Origin of the sequence: Streptomyces sp. NRRL S-1813, from assembly GCF_000719605.1 — a bacterium.
Taxonomy (GTDB): Bacteria; Actinomycetota; Actinomycetes; order Streptomycetales; family Streptomycetaceae; genus Streptomyces; species Streptomyces decoyicus.
Genome location: NZ_JOHB01000046.1, coordinates 1 through 21,685, shown reverse-complemented (window position 1 = coordinate 21,685; position 21,685 = coordinate 1). Strand labels below are relative to the sequence as shown.

The 21,685-nt window shown below is 67.7% G+C and carries 15 protein-coding genes and 4 pseudogenes; 5 read left to right on the top strand and 14 right to left on the bottom strand.

Features of this window, described 5'->3' with window-relative positions:
• Window positions 1-21: 21 nt before the first annotated feature.
• The 8 genes and pseudogenes from IF67_RS42485 to IF67_RS46425 form a co-directional block, all read right to left on the bottom strand.
• A protein-coding gene (locus IF67_RS42485; protein WP_234341570.1) for an IS5 family transposase occupies window positions 22-899 on the bottom strand; the annotation gives its coding sequence in 2 pieces (ribosomal slippage) (window positions 22-566 and window positions 566-899; 879 coding nt in all).
• Window positions 900-1,153: 254 nt separating this feature from the next.
• Window positions 1,154-2,041, bottom strand: coding sequence for a helix-turn-helix domain-containing protein (locus IF67_RS39860; protein WP_051818974.1), 888 nt, complete (start codon window positions 2,039-2,041; stop codon window positions 1,154-1,156).
• Window positions 2,042-2,201: 160 nt separating this feature from the next.
• The gene (locus IF67_RS0135715; RefSeq protein WP_030992810.1) at window positions 2,202-2,654 is read right to left on the bottom strand and encodes a hypothetical protein; all 453 of its coding nucleotides are present in this window, start codon (window positions 2,652-2,654) and stop codon (window positions 2,202-2,204) included.
• Window positions 2,655-2,673: 19 nt separating this feature from the next.
• Window positions 2,674-3,732 carry a hypothetical protein gene (locus IF67_RS45490; protein WP_030992808.1) on the bottom strand — a complete coding sequence of 353 codons (1,059 nt, stop codon included), beginning with the start codon at window positions 3,730-3,732 and terminating at the stop codon, window positions 2,674-2,676.
• Complete coding sequence (locus IF67_RS0135705) at window positions 3,729-5,732, bottom strand: hypothetical protein (protein WP_030992807.1); 2,004 nt, start codon at window positions 5,730-5,732, stop codon at window positions 3,729-3,731. The genes IF67_RS45490 and IF67_RS0135705 overlap by 4 nt, the downstream gene beginning before the upstream one ends.
• Window positions 5,729-6,487 (bottom strand): toll/interleukin-1 receptor domain-containing protein, encoded by a 759-nt coding sequence (locus tag IF67_RS0135700; protein WP_030992805.1) that lies wholly within the window; start codon window positions 6,485-6,487, stop codon window positions 5,729-5,731. The genes IF67_RS0135705 and IF67_RS0135700 overlap by 4 nt, the downstream gene beginning before the upstream one ends.
• A gap of 13 nt (window positions 6,488-6,500) precedes the next feature.
• Window positions 6,501-7,793, bottom strand: a complete 1,293-nt coding sequence (locus IF67_RS0135695; protein ID WP_199812839.1) for a helix-turn-helix domain-containing protein — start codon at window positions 7,791-7,793, stop codon at window positions 6,501-6,503.
• Window positions 7,794-8,508: 715 nt separating this feature from the next.
• A pseudogene (locus IF67_RS46425) lies at window positions 8,509-10,322 on the bottom strand (IS481 family transposase); the annotation flags it as partial.
• A 1,222-nt stretch (window positions 10,323-11,544) separates the two neighbouring features.
• On the opposite strand from IF67_RS46425, the gene IF67_RS0135680 reads away from it, so the two are divergent.
• The gene (locus IF67_RS0135680; RefSeq protein WP_234341565.1) at window positions 11,545-12,237 is read left to right on the top strand and encodes a peptidylprolyl isomerase; all 693 of its coding nucleotides are present in this window, start codon (window positions 11,545-11,547) and stop codon (window positions 12,235-12,237) included.
• A gap of 1,379 nt (window positions 12,238-13,616) precedes the next feature.
• Here the strand turns inward: IF67_RS0135680 and IF67_RS0135675 are convergent.
• Window positions 13,617-14,183, bottom strand: a pseudogene (locus IF67_RS0135675) (transposase); the annotation flags it as partial.
• 1,482 nt (window positions 14,184-15,665) lie between these two features.
• Here IF67_RS0135675 and IF67_RS0135665 point away from each other — a divergent pair.
• Window positions 15,666-16,274 carry a hypothetical protein gene (locus IF67_RS0135665; protein ID WP_030992798.1) on the top strand — a complete coding sequence of 203 codons (609 nt, stop codon included), beginning with the start codon at window positions 15,666-15,668 and terminating at the stop codon, window positions 16,272-16,274.
• Between the two features lie 230 nt (window positions 16,275-16,504).
• On the opposite strand, the gene IF67_RS45875 is transcribed toward IF67_RS0135665, so the two are convergent.
• Window positions 16,505-16,630: a hypothetical protein gene (locus IF67_RS45875; RefSeq protein ID WP_258572997.1), complete on the bottom strand. Its 126-nt coding sequence runs from the start codon at window positions 16,628-16,630 to the stop codon at window positions 16,505-16,507.
• A 206-nt stretch (window positions 16,631-16,836) separates the two neighbouring features.
• Window positions 16,837-17,340, bottom strand: a complete 504-nt coding sequence (locus IF67_RS0135655) for a TIGR02391 family protein (RefSeq protein ID WP_051818973.1) — start codon at window positions 17,338-17,340, stop codon at window positions 16,837-16,839.
• A gap of 23 nt (window positions 17,341-17,363) precedes the next feature.
• Between IF67_RS0135655 and IF67_RS42460 the strand changes: the two are divergent.
• Window positions 17,364-17,567 (top strand): annotated as a pseudogene (locus tag IF67_RS42460) (transposase family protein); the annotation flags it as partial.
• A gap of 6 nt (window positions 17,568-17,573) precedes the next feature.
• On the opposite strand, the gene IF67_RS0135650 reads toward IF67_RS42460, so the two are convergent.
• The 3 genes from IF67_RS0135650 to IF67_RS0135640 are packed head-to-tail and all read right to left on the bottom strand — an operon-like array spanning window position 17,574 to window position 20,263.
• Window positions 17,574-18,839 carry a multidrug effflux MFS transporter gene (locus IF67_RS0135650; RefSeq protein ID WP_063754426.1) on the bottom strand — a complete coding sequence of 422 codons (1,266 nt, stop codon included), beginning with the start codon at window positions 18,837-18,839 and terminating at the stop codon, window positions 17,574-17,576.
• Window positions 18,840-18,842: 3 nt separating this feature from the next.
• Window positions 18,843-19,487 carry an NAD(P)-dependent oxidoreductase gene (locus tag IF67_RS0135645; RefSeq protein ID WP_030992792.1) on the bottom strand — a complete coding sequence of 215 codons (645 nt, stop codon included), beginning with the start codon at window positions 19,485-19,487 and terminating at the stop codon, window positions 18,843-18,845.
• Window positions 19,488-19,510: 23 nt separating this feature from the next.
• Window positions 19,511-20,263, bottom strand: coding sequence for an MBL fold metallo-hydrolase (locus IF67_RS0135640; RefSeq protein ID WP_037840261.1), 753 nt, complete (start codon window positions 20,261-20,263; stop codon window positions 19,511-19,513).
• A gap of 81 nt (window positions 20,264-20,344) precedes the next feature.
• Between IF67_RS0135640 and IF67_RS0135635 the strand changes: the two genes are divergently transcribed.
• Together IF67_RS0135635 and IF67_RS42455 are read left to right on the top strand one after the other, a co-directional pair.
• Entirely contained in the window at window positions 20,345-20,974 is a 630-nt protein-coding gene (locus IF67_RS0135635) for a winged helix-turn-helix transcriptional regulator (protein ID WP_030992790.1), read from the top strand.
• Between the two features lie 192 nt (window positions 20,975-21,166).
• Window positions 21,167-21,685: pseudogene (locus IF67_RS42455) on the top strand (transposase family protein); the annotation flags it as partial.

Here is a 21,685-nt window from a genome sequence, read left to right as displayed (position 1 = left end):
TAGGACGTGTTTGAGATGTGGTCACAGAGTCTGTCGTATCAGGGCGAGTTGGACGGTCGCCTCGTAGCGGACGGCGAGCTTGTCGTACCTGGTCGCGACGCCTCTCGCCTGCTTGAGAAGGCCGATCCGGCACTCGACTTTGTGCCTGCGTTTGTACGCCTCGCGGTCGAATCCGGGCGGTCGGCCACCAGCCGAGCCTCGACGGAGCCGGTGGCCAGCTTGGTCGCGCTTCTCCGGGATGGTGTGCGGAATCTGGCGTCTGCGCAGGTAGGAACGGATCTGGCGGGAGGAGTAGGCGCGGTCGGCGAGGACACGGTCTGGCCGGGTGCGCGGATGGCCGCCTCCGGGCCGGGGGATGCGGATTCGCTCCATGACCTGCTCGAAGACCGGCGCATCACCCCGCTGGCCTGCTGTGATGACAGCGGCCAGGACGTGGGATGAGGCGTCGACGGCGAGGTGAATCTTGGTGGTCAGGCCGCCGCGCGAGCGTCCGAGGCCGTGGTCGTCCGGCTCGGCCGCCAGGCCGTCCGTACGCGTCCGGCCCGGATCGTCAGCCCCTTTTTGCGGGCCCCAGCAGCATGCTGATGAGCCCGGCAGACGGTCGAGTCGACCGACACCTCCCACTCGATAATGCCGTCGGCATCCACCTTGACCTGCAACTTCTTCAAGATGCGAGGCCAGGTCCCGTCGATCTGCCACCGACGGAAGACCGTGTATGCGGTCTCCCAGGGGCCATACCGCTCGGGCACGTCCCGCCACGGCGAGCCGGTCCGGGCCCGCCACCAGATCCCGTCGAACACCTGCCGCCGATCTCTCGGCGGTCGGCCCATCTTCGGCATCGGCGGCAACAGAGGCTCCAGCCGCTCCCACTGCGCATCCGTCAGGTCGCCACGAGACATCTCAAGATCGTTTCACGACCTTGATCAACATCTCAAACACGTCCTAGCACCCCGTCTGCTGCTGCCCGGTCCGCGGCTCCGTCACGCGGCCAAGCAGCAGCAAAGCCTTGAGACACTTGCAGGCTGGGACAGCTTGACAGACCGCATAACTGCTGGGCTCATCCAGGAGCACCATGTGGGTGGTGCGGTGGTGGCGGTGTTGAGGGCGTGTTCTGCGGCGTCGAGGTCGCGGCGGCAGGCGCGGGCATCGCCGTTCATGGCCAAGGCCCGGGCCTTGCGCAGGTGGAGCAGGGAGCGGGCGGTGGGGTCCTGGGTGCGGGAGAGAGCGTGGTCCAGGACGTCGATGGCGGTGCCGGCCTGGCCGAGCCAGATGTTCTGGTACGCCAAATCAGAGAGGACACCTGCTCCGCGGTCGCCGTCGCCGACTTGGTGGGCGGCGTGGAGGGCGGCGCTCCAGTAGTGGCCGGCGGCGGTGTGGTGGTCGTGGTCGAAGCGGTGCCACCGATCGTCTGGGCAAGGGAGGAGGCCAGCGTGTACAGGCGGGCTTCGGTCGCCTGGTCGTAGCGGGACTTTTCCAGCAGACCAACCACGGTGTCGTAGTAGCTGTCCAGGAGCTGGGCGCTGTGCTGGCGGTCGACGGTGGCCATGCCGGTGAGGTGCTTGACGCTGGTCTCCAGCCAGGTGACGAACTCCGGGGCGACGGCCTGGCCGTCGGTGGCTGACGCGGCAAGGGCGGGATCGAGGGTGGCCCACTGCTGTGCGAGCGCCGCGAGAGCAGCGGGTGCGAGTCCGACAAGGGTGCGGCGGTTGAGCATGGCGCAGCGTTGGGCCTCTCTGAGTGCGGCGACCGTCGCCCCTGTACCTAGGGCCGCGGGTGCCTCGTTCCCGGGCAGCCAGTACGGCCAGCCCAGTACGGTCACACGGTCGTGGCCGACGCGGAAGACGTCGGCGATCAGCTTTTGAAACCAGGCATCGGGCACGCGGCCACCGGGGCGCTCCCACACTGACACCTGCTGCTTGGTCGTGCCGGCCCTGCGGTCGCGGCGGCGCGCCGCCTGTTTGATTTCCTCGGCGAGGCCGCTCTGGGACAGGCCGTAAAGGTCCCGGGCGATAGCGAGCGGGTGTTGGGGGAGCGCGTCCACGTCTCCATCTCAGCATCTGAGGGCTCGCGTGGGGGCCGGAACGACGACAGCCGCATGACCCCCGCATGACCCTCGAACGCCCGGACCGTGGTGTCAGCTACCTCAATGCTGAGGGCCGAGCGGAGTTCGGTGGTCTGCCCCGGCACTGAGGGCCAGGAGCTCAGACCTGCGTGGAGCCAGCGGGGTGGTGGACGTGCAAGGTGAGCCCCGTAATCCTGCCGGATTGGATGATGGGGCCGTGCTGGGCTCCTCCACTGATGTCGTTGTGCACGGTGACCCTTTGTGTACCCGGCGCGGTGTTCGCGAGCCGCTGCAAGGATGCGAGCAAGTCGCGCAGGTCGTCTCCGGTGGCGGAGCCGGCCTGTAGAACATGTTGCAGGTAGGCGTGCCACTGGCAGGTGACGGCATCAGCGGTTTGCCTGCCGTTTGCAGCATGGGCACTGAGCAGCCGGGCCCGGGCGGAGTCCAGGTCGGCGACCGTGTCAACATCCGCACCGATACGAGAGAAGAAGCGCCCGACCAGCTCGCGGGCGTGTGTCCAGGAGTCGGTGACCATGAGGGAGACCAAGGTGGTCGCTCCCGATGCGGCGAGAGTAGCCAGTTCGCTGTCCATCGTTTCTCCTTCAAGGAGGTCAGAGTCCGGGTGTCGCATCGGTCGCGTCGTTAACCGGTGTGTAAACCGCAGGCGGGTCGAACCTTTTCAGCAGTTCCTCGGCCGTCTCGTTCCGGTCCTGTGTCTTGATGATGTCGGCGATCTGCTTGGCCAGCATCGCCCGCCGGTCATCTCCATCCGTGAAGCCCATGCCGGAGAGGAAGGCTTCGAAGTGGTCAGCGGTCGTCGGCTCTCGTTCGAACGAAGCGGGTGGCGCGTCCACGCTTTCCAGGTCGGGCTGATTGCTCTGCGGCTGGGGCAGGAAATCCCGCAGTCGATCGGGTACGTCGGTGTCGTTGGCCGCCGACGTGAGCTGGGCGAGCAGACCGAGGTCCGCCACCGTCTTCTCCACATGATCGTCGTTCTTCGCAAGCCACCAGACCACCGCGCTGCCGGTGTCCTTGAGCACGTCCTCGCCCAGGTACTCACGCTTGCTCTGCTCGTACTTCCGCTGGTGTTCCCAGACCGCCTTGTCCTTGCGCACTTCAGCCAGCTTGTCCAACCGTTCCTGATCGTGTTCGCGCAAGGTGAGCGTGACGTTCTCCGCCATGACCTGGAGGTGCCTGGTGTGGTCCGGGCGCATCCTGCTGAGCGCACCACTCAGCTCGTGCTGGACGAGTGAGGCCCGGCCCGGCTCCCGCTGTTCCGTGATCGCGCGGGCGCGGTCCAGCACCGTTTCGACAGCGAGGCCTGCCGGGTTGACGACGGGGTCGCCGCCGCTGGCTTCGAGGGGGCACCACCGCACGGTCGCCGAGAACAGAAAGTCGTAGTCGTCCCACTGGCTGGGCAACGCCACGTGGCTGACGCGGTGTTCCCTGCGTTCGATGGGCGCCGCGGTGTGCTGCTCCTCGAAGTCGACCGGTACGGAGCCGCGCCGCGTTGCGGCGATCTTGAAGGCTGCCGCGGGCACTCCCGCGAGGAGAACGATGAGGGCCGCCCACGCCCATGTGGGCCACTCCTGCACCAGGCCGAGGATCGTCAGCAGCAGAGCGCACAGGATGGTGAGGAAGACGGTCGTCGTCTTGCAGCCGGTCGTCATGGTGTGGCCCCCCTGGCTGGTGCCGGTCGAGACGGTGCGGCCGACGGGCGGAGGCCCTGCGCCGCGGAGATTTTCTGGAGCAGGCGGTCGGTCGTCGCGACGCCGCGTGCCAGGCCACCGGAGGTGGTGGGTTCCGCTGCGCGGGCCACGGAGTACAGCGCCGCGAGATGTTGACCGTTCCGGCCGGCGGCGGTGACCAGCAGGTCGAGCAGCAGGTCATGGTGGTCCCCGGCATCGGTGGCGGTGTGCAGCCAGCGCAGCGCGTACGGGTGCCAGAGCGACTGCGGCAGCTCAGCGAATGCCTCCCGCCAGCCGAGGGTCACACAGCCCTGTACGTACTCCTCGTCCACCAGTGCGCGGGGCGCGCCTCCAGGGTCCGTCAGCGGCACCGGGTCGCAGATCCGCAGGAAGATCCGGGCGTCGTCGGCCGGGGCCGACGAATGCCGCGTGAGGCGGTCGAGCATGCGGCGCCTGAGCCTGCTGCTCGTCGCCACCAAATCGCACAGGGCGTCCAGCGCGGGCGTGGCGCCGCCCTCACGGCGGGCGAGGTGGCGCAGCCGGACCATTGCCTGGTCGGGATGGGTCGGCGCGATCACGTCGATGCAGACACGGAGCAGAACGTATGCGAGATTTCCCATCAGCTGCTTGTCCCTGCACCACGTGTAGATCAGCTGCCGGAAACTCCCGCCATACTGCTTGTTCTCAAGCCCATGGGTGAGTGCGTGGATAGCCGCCGCCGAATGGGTCAGGGTCGTGGTGTTGGCGCTCCACTCGTCGGCCAGGGCCGCAAGCTCCTTCCACTGCCCGGCACGCAGGTACTGATCGGCGAGCCGTTCCACCAGGTCCTTACGGAGGCCCGGAGTGAGGTGTGGATCCTCCAGCTCTGTACTGCGCGCAGTCCAGACGCTGAGAAGCCGTCTGAGGTCGGGCATGTGGTCCCAGAAGTGCGCGCGGACGGCGGCGTCGAAGTCCAGCTTGTCGAACTGTACGTGACCGCCCGGTCCGGCCGACGCGGAGATCTCCGTCAGGCGCTCGGCCAGGTCCTTGCCTTCGAGTGGGACAACCTTGTCTTCAGGGATCTTGAGGGTGCGGAGCAGAAGAGCGGTGGCGTGGTGGATAACGTCGGGGTGCGCGCCGTGCAGCATGGCCGTGGTGATCAGCAAAGCCCGCTGCGGCGCCTCGCGCCGTTCGGTGACGAGACCGGCGACCTCTTGCCGCCATGCCTTCCGCGCATCGCGGGCCTGCGCGCACCAGCCGGCGAAGCCGTCGCGGGCCGGATGCGCCGTACGCGCCCGCCGCACACGGTCGGCGAAGTCCGCGATCTCTTCGACCGAGCGCTGCTCAGCCAAGAAGTCCGCCAATGCGGGCGCGCATTGCAGATACTCCTCGTGCGGAACCTGGTGGAGCCGTAGGTGGCGCCGGAACACCTCCTGGGCCGGAGGCGGGGCGATATCTGCCCGGTAGAACTGGAGGTCGGATTCCAGTGTGCCGCCGTACGGCATGACGACCACCAAGTGCGCCTGCTGTTCCTGAACGGCCTTGCGGAGCGCCGGCAGATCTCTGCGGTTCCTCGCCCAACGGGCCCCGTCGGCCTCGGCAAGGTCCAGCAGCAGCCGGTCGCCGGCGCCGACCAGCCCGGCATCCGTGAGCGTCGATTCCTCTTCGTCGCCGGGCAGCAATTCGCGGAAGATGCCGGTGTCCCGGTGAAGTTCGTACAGGAGGACGCGGGCTGTGGCAGTTCTGCCGCTGCCCGGCGCTCCGTGCAGGATCACGGTGCTGCGCTCTGCCAGCAGGCGGCGAGCCTCGCCCATACCCTCGGGATCGACGAACCGCTGCCTGAGCAGGCGAAGTTGGTCATCCGCGATGCGACGGGGAGTCCGGCCGGCCGTCTCTTGCTTCGGCGGGCTGGCGGTGTAGTTGTTGTAGTTGTAGATGTCGCCGAAGCCGGCATGCACTGAGCCGCCGGACTGTTCGACACGCGTCGTGAACGCTTCGTTCACCGCTCGTCGTCCTCGCGCCGCCCCGGCCCGCCGAAGCGGTGCCGAATATCACCGTGATGGTCGCCTTCGAAATTCGTCATGCCGTCACCCGAGTAGTGACGGCCGCCCGACACGTGGCGGGAATTCTGATAGATGTTGCCGTTGCCGGAATGCACGGGGCCGGTCGGCCCCTTGATGACGGTGCCGCCGACGTCTCCGGTGAAGTCCCGGCTCTGTACGGCCGTTCCGTGGATGTCCCCGGCCGAGTTGGACACGGGGCAGGGCTCGGGGGCCGCCGGTGCGTCGGTGTGCTCGAGGTCATGCAGTTCGGGAACCATCTCGGCGGCCAGGTCACCGAGGCGCTTCAGATCGGCTTCGGCGTTCTGCGTGTCCAGCCGCACGGACTGGAGTTCGGCCAACCGCGCCAGGTCGGCCGGCAGATCGTCCTTCTTCAGGCGCTCCGTCGTCCTGCCTGCCAGGACAGGGACCACCGGCAGTCCGCAGGCGAACGCCTCCAGGATCTCCTTCCGTACCCAGTCCTCCGGGTCGCGCAGCCTGGACTGGAAATTGACCCAGTCGGCCCCGATCACCACCAGCAGAAGAGCGCTGCGGCGCAAGCTGGTCAGCAGGGCATCGGGATAGATGGTGCCGGGAGGGATGGACTTCGAGGCGCGGAAGGCGCGGTCCTTCCCGAAGCGGTTGGAGAGCTCGTTGTCGATCAGAGCGGCGGTCTCATTGCCGTCGCCCGTCCGGTAGTTGATGAACACATCAGCCATTGCGTGGTCCTCCTCAGGAAGTGGTGAAACGGGATAACGTGCCGAGTCGCGGAGAGAGCTGCCGTACCGGAGCGTGATCCGAGTGACGGGCCATAGCGCGGGCGAGACGCCGGAGGTCGAGGGTGACGGTCGCGGAACGTACGGCCGCCACCCCGTCGAGCAGCGGCTCCGTCAACATGCAGGCATGGTCGATCTCGCCGTCCGCCGCGTAGGCGAGCGCCCGACGTACGCCGTAACGCACCTGCGTGCGTACCGCGTCGGGGGAGACCCGTGCGAGCTGCCGGTTCAGTTCTTCGGCTGCCTCCCGCGGGCGGCCCAGGTCAAACAGACACCAACCGGTGACCATGCCGACCGAGTCGGGCAGGTGCATGCTGCCGATCACCGGCGCATCGGCATCGTCTGCCTGGCCGGTGAGCAGCGCCCGGGCTTGGTCCAGGGCGCGCTGACAGGCGTCGTGGTCACCAGCGAGCGCGTGGCCCTGTGCCTCGCGCTGCGCGGCGAGTCCGCGGATCCGGGGTGGGAGCGTGCGGCTCTGTGCCTGCTGCGCCAGAGCGACCGTCTGTTCGGCGTCGTCCTGATACAGCGTGACCAACGCCCGGCGGACCAGCGCATATCCGGCTAGTGCTTGGTCACCCCCGGCAGCGGCAAGATCCACCGCACGCTGTGTCCACCACAGTGCCGCCTGCTCGTCTCCGGTCTCCTGCACCAGCCAGCCGATGTATTCGGCGTACCTGGAGCCGAGTGCGAGCAGTTTCTGGCGGGTGCGGGAGTCGGCATGCGCCGACAGCTCCCGCAGCGTGTGGGTCTGGGCGATCAGCCCGGGTAGGAGGAAGCCGGGCTCGACGGTCTGGCCGAGCCGCCGATAGTGCGTGAACAGGGAGCGGGACGCCTCCAGCATCCCGGCACCCGTGGTCGGCGAAACCGGGCCCTGACCAGAAGTACGCCATCTCATCAACGAAGCGGCGCCGGCGCTCACGATCTGACGCCGGCCCAGGGGCTGGAACCACCCTGTGCCGTCCGGTGACAGCTGCATCGTCCACTCCTCCTCATTGAATTCGCCTGGTTCCGGCTCATCCGGTGTGCTGGAAGCGGATGTGGCGACCAGGGCGATCAGTGCGCCGCCGGCCTGGAGGGTGGCGTCGCACAGTCGGGCGAGATCGCGGCTGGGCGCCTTGATGCCTCGTTCGACCTTGCTCAGCTGTGCCTTGCTGTAGTGCACGGCGGCAGACAAGGCAGTGAGACTGAGTCCGGCGTCCAAACGCCGCTTCCTCAGTTCTTCGCCGAACTCGGTGGACGGCTGCGGCACGGGAACCTCCAAAACCATCCATCCAGGTGCACGGGGTTGCTGCACGAAAGAGTGCGGCAACCCCGGCCGGACGGACAAGGCGAATGGTGCTGTTTCCCGTTTCCTTCTCCGCCGGTGAGAGGCGGTATTCTCCGAAGTGAGGAGTTGTGTTGCGATCCGGTCCGGTCGAACATGGATGCCCTCGACGAGGCATGGACCTCATGGATGCGGTTGCGAACCCTCCCGAGCTGATGACACAGCGCCGGGACGATTTCACTACGGTCACCGACCGGCTGTTGCGAGCCCTCCAGGGCTGATGACGACGGAGGTGCATGTACACCGGCAGATTTCGCTGGTGGCGTTGCGCCCCCGGGGCTGATGACGACAGGAGACCCCGTCGGCCCAGGCGCTCCCGCTGTCGCGAGCCTTCCAGGGCTGATGACGACCGCGCCCAGCTCCGCGACCTGCACACCGCCTACGTGTTGGGAACCCTCCAGGACTGATGACGACCACTACATCGATCCGGCGGCACCCGACACGCAGGGGTTGCGAGCCCTCCGGGGCTGATACTGACCTTTGCGCTTCAGGGTGACGATCGACTCTGCATCGTCGTCTGTATCGCTGGGTTAGGGCGTATGAGCTTGATCCCTTTCGTTCTGGCCGCTGGTGGGTGTCGGTGTGAGGTCTCAAGACTTTTTGACGGTTTGTCGTCAGGTGATCCTTGACGGTTCTCCTGGGTGCCCATGCCTTTGACGTAGAGCCTGGTGATCGGTCCGAGGTTCTTGCGGGGGCGGACGGCGAGTTCGTCCTCGCCGTGCAGGATCCGGTAGTGCGTGTCCTCGATGACGACGGTGACGATCTTTCCCGCATGGCGTGAGCCGAGCTTGATGAACTGGCCGTTGATCATGAAGCGGCCGCTCGTATGCACCTTGCGCTGGGCCCGGATGGCACCGGCCGGCAGGGGTGGAGGCGGCAGCGGGGACGTCGCCGTCCGTGCCCCGTCGATCTGTCCCAGGCGGTCGGCTGGAACGGGGCAGGGCCAGGTTCCCATCAGGGCGTTGTCGGCGATGGCGTGCATGAGGTGACCGTCAAGGCGGAGGGTGATCGTGCGGCCGGCGAGGGCGAATCCGACCTGGTAGCGGCCTCCGGCCAGGCAGACGACCCCGTCGCGATGGACCTTGCGGGCGACCTCGACGGGTTCGCCGGCGGCGAGGATGGCCGTGCCGCTGCGGGCCCTGGGCAGGGTGGCGGGTGCGGGTGCGGGTGCGGGTGCGGGTGCGGGCTCGGGACCGGCCGAGCGGGCGCCGTAGCGCATGGTCAGGTAGGCGAGATCCTCCGGCCGCAGCCGGGGACGGGACCGTGGTGACGAGGTGCCCCTCGAGGAGGAAGTGGACGCTGCGGTGGTTCGCCCAGACCGTCAGTGCCCGGCCGGCCAGGGCCTGGTGGATACCGACTCGCTGCCTGCCCGTCACCAGGGTGATCTCGCCGCTGGGAGGCACCCGCACCTCGAACTCGATCGCGGTGCCCTGCGGCGGCAGGACGGGCGGTTCGACGACCTCGACGGACAACTCCGGTTCGGAGACTGCCTGTTCAGGATGCTCATCATCGCGGCCGACAGCGGTGTGGGGCCGGAAGAGGCTGATGGGCGTGGCCATTTCAGGGCCTGGTGCGGGCGCTGGTGGTTGTAGGCGTGCCCCCAGCCGTCGATCGCTTCCTGGGCCGCGGCAAGCGACTCGAACGGCACGACCTGATCGAGGAATTCCTCGCGCAGGGTGCGGTGAAAGCGTTCGATCTTGCCCGTAGTGGTGGGCGAGCGCGGCTTAGTCAGCCGCTGGGTGATGCCGTTCTCCCGACAGATGCGCTCGAAGAGCACCTCCACCGGCTGGGGGCGAGTATGGCGGCCGGTGAACTGCTTGCCGTTGTCCGTCAGAACCTCGAAGGGCACTCCGTAGCGGCGCATCGCGGCGATGAAGGCTGAGCGCACCGCGCGGGCGCTGGGCACGGCCACGACGGAGGCGATCACGACGAAGCGAGAGTGGTCGTCGATGCCGGTGACCATCTTGCACTCCCGGCCGTCGGCCAGCGGAACCCGCCAACCAGGTCCATCTGCCACAGGTGCATGGGCGCTTCACGCTGCCACCGGTGGTATTTGCGTGGGTGCTGCTGTTCCTGGGTGCGGACCAGGCCGTTGCGGGACAGCACCCGGTGGACCGTGGCCCGCGACGGCGCCGACTCCACCCCGCGGCCCGCGAGTTCATGGACGATCCGGCGGGCACCCCACCGGGGATGCCGGCGACGCAGCTCGCAGATCTCGGCCTCGATCTCGGCGGACAGACGCGTGGGGCTGTTCCGCGGGCGCCGGGAGCGGGCCAGCAGACCGGGCATGCCCTCCTGCTCGAACCGCCGGCGCCAGCTGTGCAACGTCTGACGCGAGGTGCCGTACCGGGCGGCGACCTCACCGATCGGAGACCCGCCGAGGACCTCGCGGACAGCTCGGTATCGGTACTCGGCCAACTGCTGTACATCCACGACCCCGACGGAAGCACCCATGTCCTACTGGCAGTTGGGAAACGACGGACGTTCAGCCGAACGTGTCAACCATGTCCAGAGCACAAACGGTCAAGCATCCCCTGAGACCTCACACCGACATGCGTGCAACGATGCAGGTCACGAAGTCTGTTCCCCGCGCCCGCGAGGATGGTCCCTTGCCCTGGAGGGCAACCAGATCACCGCGGACCTGTTCCCCGCACCCGCGGGGATGAGCCCCATGTGGACAGAGCACCGAAGACAGGCCCGAGCCGCTCCCCGTGCCCACGGGGATGAGCCCAACCCGTTCTCCCGGGTTACGCCCAGCTTCGGCTGCTCCCCGTGCCCGCGGGGATGAGCCCCGCTCTGGCACTGTCTCCTTGAGGGACTTCGCGCCGCTTACGCGCGGGGACGAGCCCGGGGGGAGTGAACGACACGGCCTCCTCCTTTCGCTCCCCGCACCCGCGGGGATGAGCCCGGGGGAGTGGCCGGCCGAGTCGCCCTGACGAACTGTTCCCCGTGCCCGCGAGGATGGTCTCTCCCTGCCGCAGCACGACCCGGCGTTGCCGGCTGCTCCCGCGCGGTGATTGCTCGCGTGACTGGGTCAGCGAGAGGTAGTGCCGTGATGGCCGGAGTTGGTGAAAGTGGTTCAGAACCGGGCTGTGTGCGTGCAACGATGCAGGTCACGAAGACTGCTCCCCGCACCCGCAGGGATGAGCCCCAACCTTGCCCGCGGCCGTCGAAAGCTGAGATCTGCTCCCCGCACCCGCAGGGGTGAGCCCCGGCCGGCCTCCTGGTCCTGGCGTGGCTGGCTTCTGACCGGGATCAAGGTCGAGCGCCAGCCCGCGATTCGCTCCGTCCACACCGCTCTCGGTCTACCGGAACGCTGGCCGACCGGCGGCGCCTTCCCCCGGAGTGACCCGAGATGACGGCAGCGGCACCGTCTTTCTCGACAGCGGCACCCCGGTGAGAGCACCTCGTCCGCACGGCAGCGATTGGTGGGGGCCTCTGCGTGGACTGGGGGAGGCCCCTTGACCAGGTTCGGGGAGCATCCGTCGTGCATCGGGTGGACACCCTGATCGGCCGGTCGGCGCTGTGCCGCATCCGAAGTGGCCTGCGGCGGCCGCAGGCTGGGAGGCGGATGTGGCTGGCAGGCGGGTTATCGCCCGCCGGGCCGCGCTTTAGACTGCGACCGCTCCGAAATCTGGCGATCTTCTGGAGGGTGTGCAGGATGAGCCGAACTCTCATGACCGCATTGGCTGCGGCGGCGTTGGTCGTGTCCGGGGGCAGTATTGCCTCTGCTTCCGGTGCCCCGCCGCGAACCACGCACCGCCCTTGCCAGTACACCCAGACCCCGGACGAGCCGGCGGCGCGGCGGGTTCCCCTGCCGCCCGATCCGCGGCACACCCCCAGTCACGGCACGGTCGGTATGGCTGTCCGGACCAGCCAGGGCCCGCTCCCGCTGCGTCTGGACCGGGCGAAGGCGCCGTGCACGATCCAGAGCTTTGTGCACTTGGCGCGGCACCGTTTCTACGACCGTACGGTGTGCCATCGGCTGACGGCGTATCCGACGCTGAAGGTCCTGCAGTGTGGCGACCCGGGTGGGCCGGGGTACAAGTACAAGGACGAGCTGCCGGTGGACCTGCCGCCGGCACCGAGCGATCCGACCGGCGTCCGTCGCCTTTACGGGCGCGGCTTGCTGGCGATGGCCAACGCCGGGCCGAACACGAACGGTTCGCAATTCTTCGTCGTCTACGGCGACTCCGCGCTGCGACCGAACTACACGGTGTTCGGCACGGTCGGTGCCGCCGGCCTGAAGACTCTCGACAAGATCGCTGCTGGCGGCATCGAACCAACTGCGCAGGACCCGGCGCCTGTCGACGGCACGCCCGTGCTGCGGACCGAGCTGCTCAGCGTCCGGCCGTCCTGCCTGCCCTGACGAATTGTGGCGCGGTCAGCGCGGTTCAGCTACGCGACAAAGGGGCTGAGGGACCCGGACGTCACGCCCGGTGCATAGGGAATGCCCTCGGTCCGTATGGGCCGGGCCACAGGACGTGATCCGCGTCAGTCGCTGTCGGTCTCCTTGTGCGTCACAGAGCCGTTGGACGCGTCGATGCCGAAGGTGGTGTTGTTCCAGTCCTTGGTGACGACACTGGTCTTCCAGGCAAGGAAACTGCGGCGTCTGCTTGGCGGCCGCCATGAGCGGGGTTCATCGGGCCCTCAGGTGGGATCTGTTGCGGTCGTAGGACCTTCTCCTCTGGAGGGTGAGCCTCCAGCAGGCTCCAATGCCGCGCACACCTCAGCCCAGATTTCCGCAGCAGAGATTGACCGCAGAGACACCGTCTTCGTGTAGCCGTCGTACGCAAGGCCGTTGTCCAAGACAGCTGGCCAGCAGCGAACCCGCCACGACTCGACCATGGCCTTCTCCACAGTCCGAGCGTCACGCCCGAGGGGAAAGGCCAGCTTCTTCAGGACAGTCCACCCGTTACGGCCGTGTTCGCACAAGCGGCTGTTCTTCGGTGTGTTCTCGCAGATTCCGATCTTGGCGGCGGCGAGGGTCGACTTGATGACCAGGTACAGCAGCGCTGGTCGGTCGGGTTTGAATCCATGCTCAGCGCACGCTGCGCAGGGCCCACCGCTGAAGCGGGCGTTCAGGGTTGGGTCACAGAAGTGCCCGTGGGCCAGGCAACGGCCCGGCCATCTGATGGTGTCGTTCTTGTAGGGGGTCTCAGGGTCCGGCTCATAGCCCCATGCGCGAGCAAGCCGACGTGCCTTCTCATCGGGAAACCGAGCCTTGCCGCCGCAGTGCTCGCAACTGCCTTGGCCTGAGCGAATGTTGTCCAATCGGGGACTGACGGCCTGCCAGCACTGCAGACACCACCCGCGAACTGGCTGCCTCATGTCGTTGATGATCTCCATCGATAGAACGCGTCCACGGGTGATCATGTCTGCACGACGCTCGTCTGCACGACGCCTCTTGCGGTACTCGCCACAGCCAGCACCGCCATACACCGGGTTGCGGATGTAGCTGAGGTACACCTTGAACAACTTCTCATTGCCGGGGCAACGCTTGTCAAGGCACGTGACCAGCCATGGAATCGACGTGCGCCCGGGGTAGGGCTCTGCTGGCTCGCAGCCAGCTCCATTGAGTTCCGACGTTGCCTCAATGTGAGCGATCTTAGGTCGTCTTGTCATACTGGGAATCATGCCCAAGTCCAAGGATGTCGGCGTTGAGTTGCTGCCTTTTGGCCGCTGAGCGTTGGTCTAGTAGGACTCCGCAGGGGCGGTGGCAGGTGGTGCAGGTGCCGGTCCAGCAGTTCAGCAGGTCCTGGATGGTGTCGAGGATCTGGTAGAGGGTGAGTCCGCTGTATCGGCTTTTGGGGCCAGACGCTGTTCGGTGAGGAACGCGTGGGCGGCGGTGACCAGGGTGACGTGGTGATGCCCCCCGGCCCAGGAACGTCCCTCGAAGTGGTCCAGGCCGAGGCCGTGCTTGAGTTCCCGGTAGTCGTGCTCGATGCGCCAGCGGATCTTGGCCAGGCGAACCAGTTCGCCCGGCGGGGTGTCGGCGGGCAGGCTGGACAGCCAGTAGTCGGTGGGTACTTCGGCGTCCTCGGTCCACTCGACCAGCAGCGTGACCTCGGGCAGGACACCGTCCCAGCAGCCGTCCCGCGCGGTGGCGGCAGCCTGGGCCAGGCGGCGGGCCCTGACCCCGGCCGGCCGCACCCGCAGCGCCACAAAGCGCGAGCGCATCGGCCCGCGGGACCCTCCCCGCCAGGTCACCTCGGTGAAGGCCTGCCGCCCATGGCCGGCCGCGAGCGCGGCCACCGAGGACGGCTTGTCGCGGTAGCGGGGCTGCGGCTTACGGCCGTTTCCGGACCACACCCGACCGAAGTCTGGGCCGTCCTGTGCGCCAACCGGTGCTCTCCGCGGGAGCGGAGGTGAGCCGAACGAGACCGGCGAGTGGGAGACGCTCGACGGGTGCTCTCCGCGGGAGCGGGGGTGAGCCGCTGCGTGAGCACGTCCAGGACATGGACTACACCTGAATGCCTGTGGTGGAGCGACCCTATGATCCCCTTGGGTGAGGTGGCAAACATGCTGGTCAGGGCGGTTGTCGGTATCTCTTTCGGCATGTGCAAGTTCGGCAGGGTGGAACCCGTTCTGGCAGGGCTCATGCTGACCCGATGCTGACTTTTCTGATGATGCGTCAGGCTTGATCTTGGGGCTCTGGGCGCCCATCCAGGGCGCCCGGAGTGCAACATCGGTCCGTTGCGAGGGGCAGCTGCCGATCTTCTCACCGACGTCCATCTGGGCCAGGACCAGTGCGTTCACGTGGTCGCAGGCGGCCAGGAGGTGGATCTTCCGTCCCTTCGCGTGGGCCGCACCCCGCAGCGACTTCCCGTCGACCGCGAGCCCTCGCAGCCCTTGTCCCCTGGTCTGCCGGTCCGCGAGCCAGGCTCCGACCGCCCGGTCCAGGGCGTCCGCGTCGATTCTGGCGAGCAGTCGCCGGATCGTGGATTCCGCGGGCCAGGACCGTTTCGGGATCAGCGGGTCGACGGCCGTGCCGAGCCGTTCGAGTAGGGCCGGCGGTGCGTCGGCCACCCATTCACTCATCGCGAGCAGGGATTACGCTCCGGCGAGGACCGCGCAGGCCGTCAGTGCCAGGAGTGTCACGAGAGGGTGCCGTACTCCCGCGGGTCCGGGACCTGCGCGAGGCGTTCCAGCAGAGCCGGAAGATCACCCCTGGACACTTCCGGATGCGGTCTGAGCTGATCAAAGGCAGGGGAGATCAGAGATGATGCGTCGACAGGCACGGGCAGTCCAAGGTCACAGAGCGTAGAGAACTCCATGATCACGGACGTCCGTGCCTGCTGTGTACCGAACCCCACTCAACATGACGAGACGTCAGCAACCGAGCGTCAGCCGACTACGTCGAAGTGACCGAAGAGGGCGCAGTAGTACGCGACTTCCAGTTCGCGCTTCATCCAGATGTAGCCGGTTGGGGCCTCCGTTGTTGCGTTGCCGGACCATCCGGTTGGCTTCCGCTGCGCTCTTCGAGATGCGCGACGAATGGATCGCCTTACCGCGCCGCCACCTCCCCGAAGGTGATATGGGTGATATCCGCCGTAAGCTCTCTTTTGGTTCCTCCGTGCTATCCAGCGCACCGAAATGCAGCCGCCAGTTGATCCCCAACAGCATGACGAGGGACACTACCTGGCGGATGCGTGTTCCCGGTCGAGTTGCACTCGCTTCGGTATCCTCCCGTGCAGGTCATCGGAGGCCATCTATCCAAAGGTTGCTGGGCAGTTGACCTCAGTGTTTCGTGGTAGCGTCCTTGTTCGAGGGACAATGCAACCTGAAAGGGAAATCGTGAACACGGAGAAGATCGCCGCTCGCCGCCTCTCGCTGGAAGAGGTGACGAAGCTCGGCGTGAAAGACAGGCTCTTCATTTCCGCCGAAACGGCAGAACTCAAGCTTCCCGACTGCTATGTCCCTGCTTTTCTGACCAAGTCCGGTGAGGATTTCGAGGGCGGCTTGATCACGGCGAGAACCGTATTCCAGGAAGAGGTCTCCTGCCTTCCCGACGACGAGAATGAAGCCGGAATCTACTTGGCAGACGAGAACGGCTCGGTGACCATCGAGGTCCTCCAGTCCGCCGGTGTCGTGCTGGACTTGGCGCTTTTCGTCCCTAGTGGGGACAAGGGGGCCCTCACGGCCCTTTACGCTGCGGCCCGGCAGGCCTTCGGCGCCGACGTCGTGCAGATCTGGCGCCAGGGCCTCAAGGAGGTTCCCGACGTGAAGGTCGACATCTTCGAGGAGCAGATTCCCCGGGGGCGCAAGGGGAGCGACAGCCCCAAGCGTGACCGTCGCGCGGTCGACACCTACCCCACCCGTGCGGACTTCATCGAGTTCTCCGCGGGGTGGAAGCCGGTCGTTGAGATTCACAGGCCGATTGTTGACGACACCCCGACCATCTGAGGCGGCGTTACCTCTCGGTCTCAGCCTGAGAGGACGCCGAGAACGCATGCGCCGGCCCCGGGTCGACCCCTGAGCGTCCCAGGGAGCCGTCGGAAAATAACTCACGAACGATGAAGCGCCGTTCCACTCGATGACCTCGCGAGACAGCCCGCCTGACCAAGATCAAAGCCTGAAGTTATTCTGCGACAGCCTCAGGGCTTCGGCGTAGTCGAGTGAGGTCCGCTTCGTGCTCAGGCGAGGCCGAGGAGCGTGAGGGGTCGGCGGGCGTCACGCGCATTGCGGCGACGGCCGGAGGCGATGTTCTTCGCGCCGTTCAGTCGCAGGGCGCCGACCGCGAGGTTGCGCCAGGTCGCCATAGCGCGGGGTGCGCTGTCGGTCCGCCACCGCGCAGGCGGTCAGGTCGAGGACGGCGGCCAGCGCGTGCCGCACTCCTCGTAGCCGGATGATCTGCTATCAGCCCGAACGCCCAGCCCAGCCGCTCATCCCATGCACGAGCGTCGTCCGCATCTTCTCTGCACTTCGTCAAGTCAGGTGAAGGGCGCCGGGCAGGGGATGCGGAACCTCAGGGCGACGTGGCTGCGTTCTGCGCTGCGGCGATCTTGTCGAGGAGACGCATGAGCAGATCGGCGAGCAGCACGACTTCCGCGGCCTCGGTGGGGTCTGCGAAGTCGACGCGGCGATGGCTCGCGGGGTTCTTGAAGGTCCCGAAGGCGCCCTTGAACAGCTCCATGAGGGCAACGGCTTCCCCGGGGTCTGCGGTTGGGTCCCAGAGCGGCCCTCCGTGATCGTTCGGATCATTCGCATTCTTGGGAGGTCGGAAGGCGTCGGTCATGAGGGTCTTCCCGATAACGCTGTTGGACAGTCCCGCCAGCTCTCGGACGCGGACCTCGACTTCCTTCATGGCCATGAAGGCGGCGGCTTCGAAGTCGCCGCGGAGGAATTGCGGGCGGGCCTTGGCTTCGAGCACGGGGACCATCTGGATGTCGAGGCGCTGGACGGCCTGGACCCAGAGCAGTCCACGGTCGAGGGCTTGGTGGCCTTGTCGGCTGATGACGAAGGCGCCCACGGAGTCCTGGTCTGGGTTCCAGACGATTCAGGCCCAAGCTGTCCCGGCGGCAGAAGGCCGTCAACCGCGCCCACGCGAAGATCCGCGCTCGCGGCGAACGGGCCATCGCTACCCTCAAAACCTGGAGAATCCTGGTCAAGCTGCGCTGCTGCCCGCGCCGAGCCACCGCAATCGTGCAGGCCATCCTCGTCCTGCACCACGTCGAGTCACCGCGTTACGAAGGATGAAACGGCTCACTGGATGCCGGCTCGTCTGCGATCGATGTGCCGGCGCGGTCGCCGGTGCCCGGCAGGTCCTTGGCGAGCCGGCCTGCGAGTGCGCTCACCGGGCATCGACCGGGTGAGGACGCCGAGTGTGAGCAGAGCGAGCGCCGGCAGCACGGCGACGATGATTCCCATCGGCAAGGCGTCGGTGGCGCCACCCGCGCCGGCCAGCGGAGCAAGTGCCCCGCCGAACATGAACTGGCTGAAGCCGAGCAGAGCGGCGGCCGACCCGGCGTGTCCGCCGTGGTCGGCCAGGGCCTGGGCCGCGGCGTTCGGCATGACGAGGCCCACGCTGGAGACCAGGACGAACAGGCCGATCAGGAGCGCGGGCAGGGGTGCCCGTGTCAGCACCGCGCCCAGGACCGTGGTGCCACCGGCTGTCGCGCCCAGCAGACCGGCGAGCAGCAGCACGCGGGCGCCGGCCCGGGCCACCAGCCGGCCGCTGATCTGGGCGGCCGCAATGAGTCCGGCGGCGTTGACGGCGAACACGGCGCTGTACTGCTGCGGTGACAGGCCGTGGATTTCCTGCAGGACGAACGGCGAGCCGGAGATGTAGGCGAACATCGCCGCGAAGACCAGGCCGTTGGCCAGGACGTACCCGGTGAAGACCCGGTCGCTGAGCAGCTGCCCGACGACAGCCAGCAGCGGCTGGCGTGACGCGGAGGACCGGGTCTCCGGCAGTCCTGCGGCGGAGGCCGCCAGCATCACGGCGCCGAGTACGGCCAGGGCCACGAAGATTCCAGGCCAGGCCGTGACGCGCAGTAGCTGGCCGCCGAGGACCGGCGCGAACACCGGCGCCAGGCCGGTGATCAAGGTCAGTGCGGAGAAGAGACGTGCGGTGCGGGTTCCGGAGGTGCGGTCGCGGACCATGGCGTTGGCAATGACGATGCCGAACGCCCCGCCGATGCCCTGGACCAGGCGTAGGCCGACGAAGGTCCGGACGTCGGGCGCCACCGCGCAGAGCGCGCTGGCGATCGTGTAGAGGGCGAGGCCCGCCAGCAACGGACGCCGCCGGCCGTAGATGTCGCTCAGCGGCCCGGCGATCAGCTGCCCGATGGCCAGCCCGGCCAGGCAGGCGGTGATGGTGAGCTGGGTGGCCGCGGCGCTGGCGCGCAGGTCGCCGGCGAGGTCCGGCAGTCCGGGCAGGTAGCCGTCGATGGACAGTGGTCCCAGGGCCACGAGCGCTGCGAGCAGGACGATGAATCGGGTTTGCCGGCCGGCGGCGTCGTTGCTCATGGCTCAGTACGCCACGGTGATGCGGCGGCGGATCGCGGTGCCGCTCTCGATCGTGTCGGCCAAGGCGATCGCGTAGTCGGCGTACGAGATGCGGCTGTTGCCGTCGTCGTCGGTGAGCAGGGTGTCCCCGGCGCTGCGGTAGGCCCCGGTCCGCTCGCCCGCTCCGATGACTGCGGCGGGCGACACGTACGTCCAGTCGAGGTCGTGCACGCCGCGGTAGAGGTCGAGCGCTTCGGACTGGGCCTCGGCGTTGGCCTTCCACAGCGCGGGGAAGTCCGGGTCGTCCATGACCCGGGCGCCGGTCGGCGTGCGTAGGCTACCGGCACCGCCGATGGTGACCAGGCGGGTGACACCGGCTCGGCGGAGTCCGTCGATCAGCGCACGGGCGGCACCGACGATCGTGGCGCGGTCGTTCTCCTGGCCGATCCGGGGGCCGACGGCCGACAGTACGGCGTCGTGGGAGGCGGCGAGGCCGGCGACCGCGGCGGCGTCTGTGACGTCACCGGTGGTCACGGTCAGGGCCTTGTGCTTGAGTCCGTCGATGTGGCCGGCTCGGGTGACCGCGGTGACGGTGTGGCCGCGACGCAGTAGTTCCTCGGTGGTGGGCCGGCCGATGTTGCCGCTGGCACCGAACAGGACGATCTTCATGTGTTGCTCCTTGTTTCTGATGGTCAGAGGACGGGCTGGCCGTCGGCGATGATGGCCGCGGTGATGCCGCGCTCGTCGGCGGCGTGCTGGAAGCGCTGCTCGATGTCGGGTTGTTCGGTGTAGAACGGCGGGTTGTGGAACAGGCCGTAGTGCATGGCGCAGACGGTGCCGGCGCCGAGTGCGACGGCGGCCTCGACGCCCTGCTCGGGGGTCATGGTCGCCGGGACGTTGGCCGCGTAGCCCTCGAAGTGGGCGATGACGCCGTTGACCGGGACGAACGCGACGTCGAACGGGCCGTGGTCGCGGGCGATCTGCCACCAGCTGCCGTGCCACTGGGTGTCGCCGCAGTGGATGACCCGCCGGCCGGTGCCTTCGACGACCCAGGCGACCTGGTCACAGTCGTTGCCGCGCCAGTCCAGCGAGGTCACCGGGGTGACGGTCAGCTTTCCGATGCGGCGTGACTGGCCCAGGTCCTGGGCGACGGGGGTGATGCCCGCCTCGTGCAGCGCCGCCGCGCTCGGGGTGTGGCAGCCGATCGTGCCGGTGGCCGCGATCCGGGCGATCAGGTCGTGGTCGTAGTGGTCGGGGTGCAGGTGGGTGATGAGGGCGTGGGTGCCGGGCGGGGTATCGACCGGGTCGACCGGCCGGTGCGGCGGCCCCATCACCGGCGCCAGCGGAGCGACGTTCTCGAGCGGGTCGATCAGCAGGCGGGTGTCGCCGAGACGGATCTCGACGCCGGCCCAGGCCAGCCGACGCACGGAAAGGGTGGGGGTCATGGGCAGCGACGCTAGACCGACGTTGTTGAGAAAGTCAACAAGAGAGTGTTGAATCTCAACACCACGATGTAGGGTGGTGGCATGCGCACCTACGGGCAGTACTGCGGCATCGCGAAAGCACTGGACACCATCGGCGACCGATGGACCCTGCTGATCGTCCGTGAACTGCTCGCCCTGGGTCCTTGCCGGCACACCGACCTGCGCAACGGGCTGCCCGGGATCGCCAGCAACCTGCTGGTCGACCGGCTCCGCGGACTCGAGGAAGCCGGCCTGATCCACCGCGAGGCCGCCCCGCCGCCGGTGGCCACCACCCTGTTCTCCCTCACCGAGCGTGGCCGCACGCTGGAGCCGGTGCTGCAGGAGCTGAGCCGGTGGGGCGTGCCGCTGTTGCGTGAGCCGGGCGGCAACGACACCTTCCGCACCCACTGGCTGGACATGCCAGCCCGGGCACTGACCGACCACCGCCCTGACCAGCCGGCAATCGCCCTGCAACTGCACGCCGACGGCAACGAAGACCTGGTCATCGAAGTCAAGGACGGCTCGGTGCACACACACGCCGGCCGGGTCGACCACCCCACCGCGTCACTGACCGGACCGCCGCACCTGCTGGCCGCCACCCTGCTCGGCGACCTCGATCTGAGCGCCGCAGTACAGCAAGGCCTGCGGCTCAGCGGCGAACACGAGGCAGTAATGCGCATCCTGCCCCGCTGAACGACCGGCCGCTCGCGAGACTGCGACCTCAAGCTCTACCGAGTCTGCGCCGGTCTCAAAAACGGTCCATTGAGCGTTTTCCAACTGGCTTTGGGCAGCTGAGGGCGCGTATCGGGGTAGAGCGCGGGGTCGGGTGAGGCTCCCGGTAAGACAAGCAATCGACCAAGAAAGATGCCCCTCCCGGGAGCCTCGTTGCTGTCCTACCCTGCCGCGATCCCGCTGTCCACCCGATTGCTGAACCACCTCGCCGACCTGATCCGCACCCATCGCCAGCAACGCCGATCACACTGGCGCCGCCTCAAACCCGGCCGTCAAGCGCTCCTGGCGCTGGCCCACCTTCGCAACGGCGACACGTTCACCCGGCTGGCCGCCGACTTCCAGATCGGGGTGGCCACCGCCTGGCGCTACGTCCGCGAAGCGATCACCCTGCTCGCGGCGGTCGCCGAGCACCTGCAGACAGCCATGACCCGGATTCGCCTCCTGGCCTACGCGATCCTCGGCGGCACCCTTCCCGATCGACCGTGTCCACCATCAGAAGCCTTATTACTCCGGAAAACATCGCCGCCACGGTATGAACGTCCAGGTCATCGCGGACGCTGCGGGACGTCTCGTCTGTGACAAATCCGTTGCCGATCACTCCATGAGCGAAGCGCTGACCTGGGGATCTAGTGATCATTTCCGGATTTTTGGCCGTGGCGTGGCGCGGCTCTG

Bases quoted from the DNA above. Each gene is read 5' to 3' on its own strand.
- IF67_RS0135635 (WP_030992790.1), top strand. From the start codon at position 20,345: ATGCGCACCTACGGGCAGTACTGCGGCATCGCGAAAGCACTGGACACC.
- IF67_RS0135700 (WP_030992805.1), bottom strand. From the start codon at position 6,487: ATGGCTGATGTGTTCATCAACTACCGGACGGGCGACGGCAATGAGACC.
- IF67_RS0135680 (WP_234341565.1), top strand. From the start codon at position 11,545: ATGACCGCATTGGCTGCGGCGGCGTTGGTCGTGTCCGGGGGCAGTATT.
- IF67_RS0135650 (WP_063754426.1), bottom strand. From the start codon at position 18,839: ATGAGCAACGACGCCGCCGGCCGGCAAACCCGATTCATCGTCCTGCTC.
- IF67_RS45490 (WP_030992808.1), bottom strand. From the start codon at position 3,732: ATGACGACCGGCTGCAAGACGACGACCGTCTTCCTCACCATCCTGTGC.
- IF67_RS0135715 (WP_030992810.1), bottom strand. From the start codon at position 2,654: ATGGACAGCGAACTGGCTACTCTCGCCGCATCGGGAGCGACCACCTTG.
- IF67_RS45875 (WP_258572997.1), bottom strand. From the start codon at position 16,630: ATGGCGACCTGGCGCAACCTCGCGGTCGGCGCCCTGCGACTGAACGGC.
- IF67_RS0135645 (WP_030992792.1), bottom strand. From the start codon at position 19,487: ATGAAGATCGTCCTGTTCGGTGCCAGCGGCAACATCGGCCGGCCCACC.
- IF67_RS0135640 (WP_037840261.1), bottom strand. From the start codon at position 20,263: ATGACCCCCACCCTTTCCGTGCGTCGGCTGGCCTGGGCCGGCGTCGAG.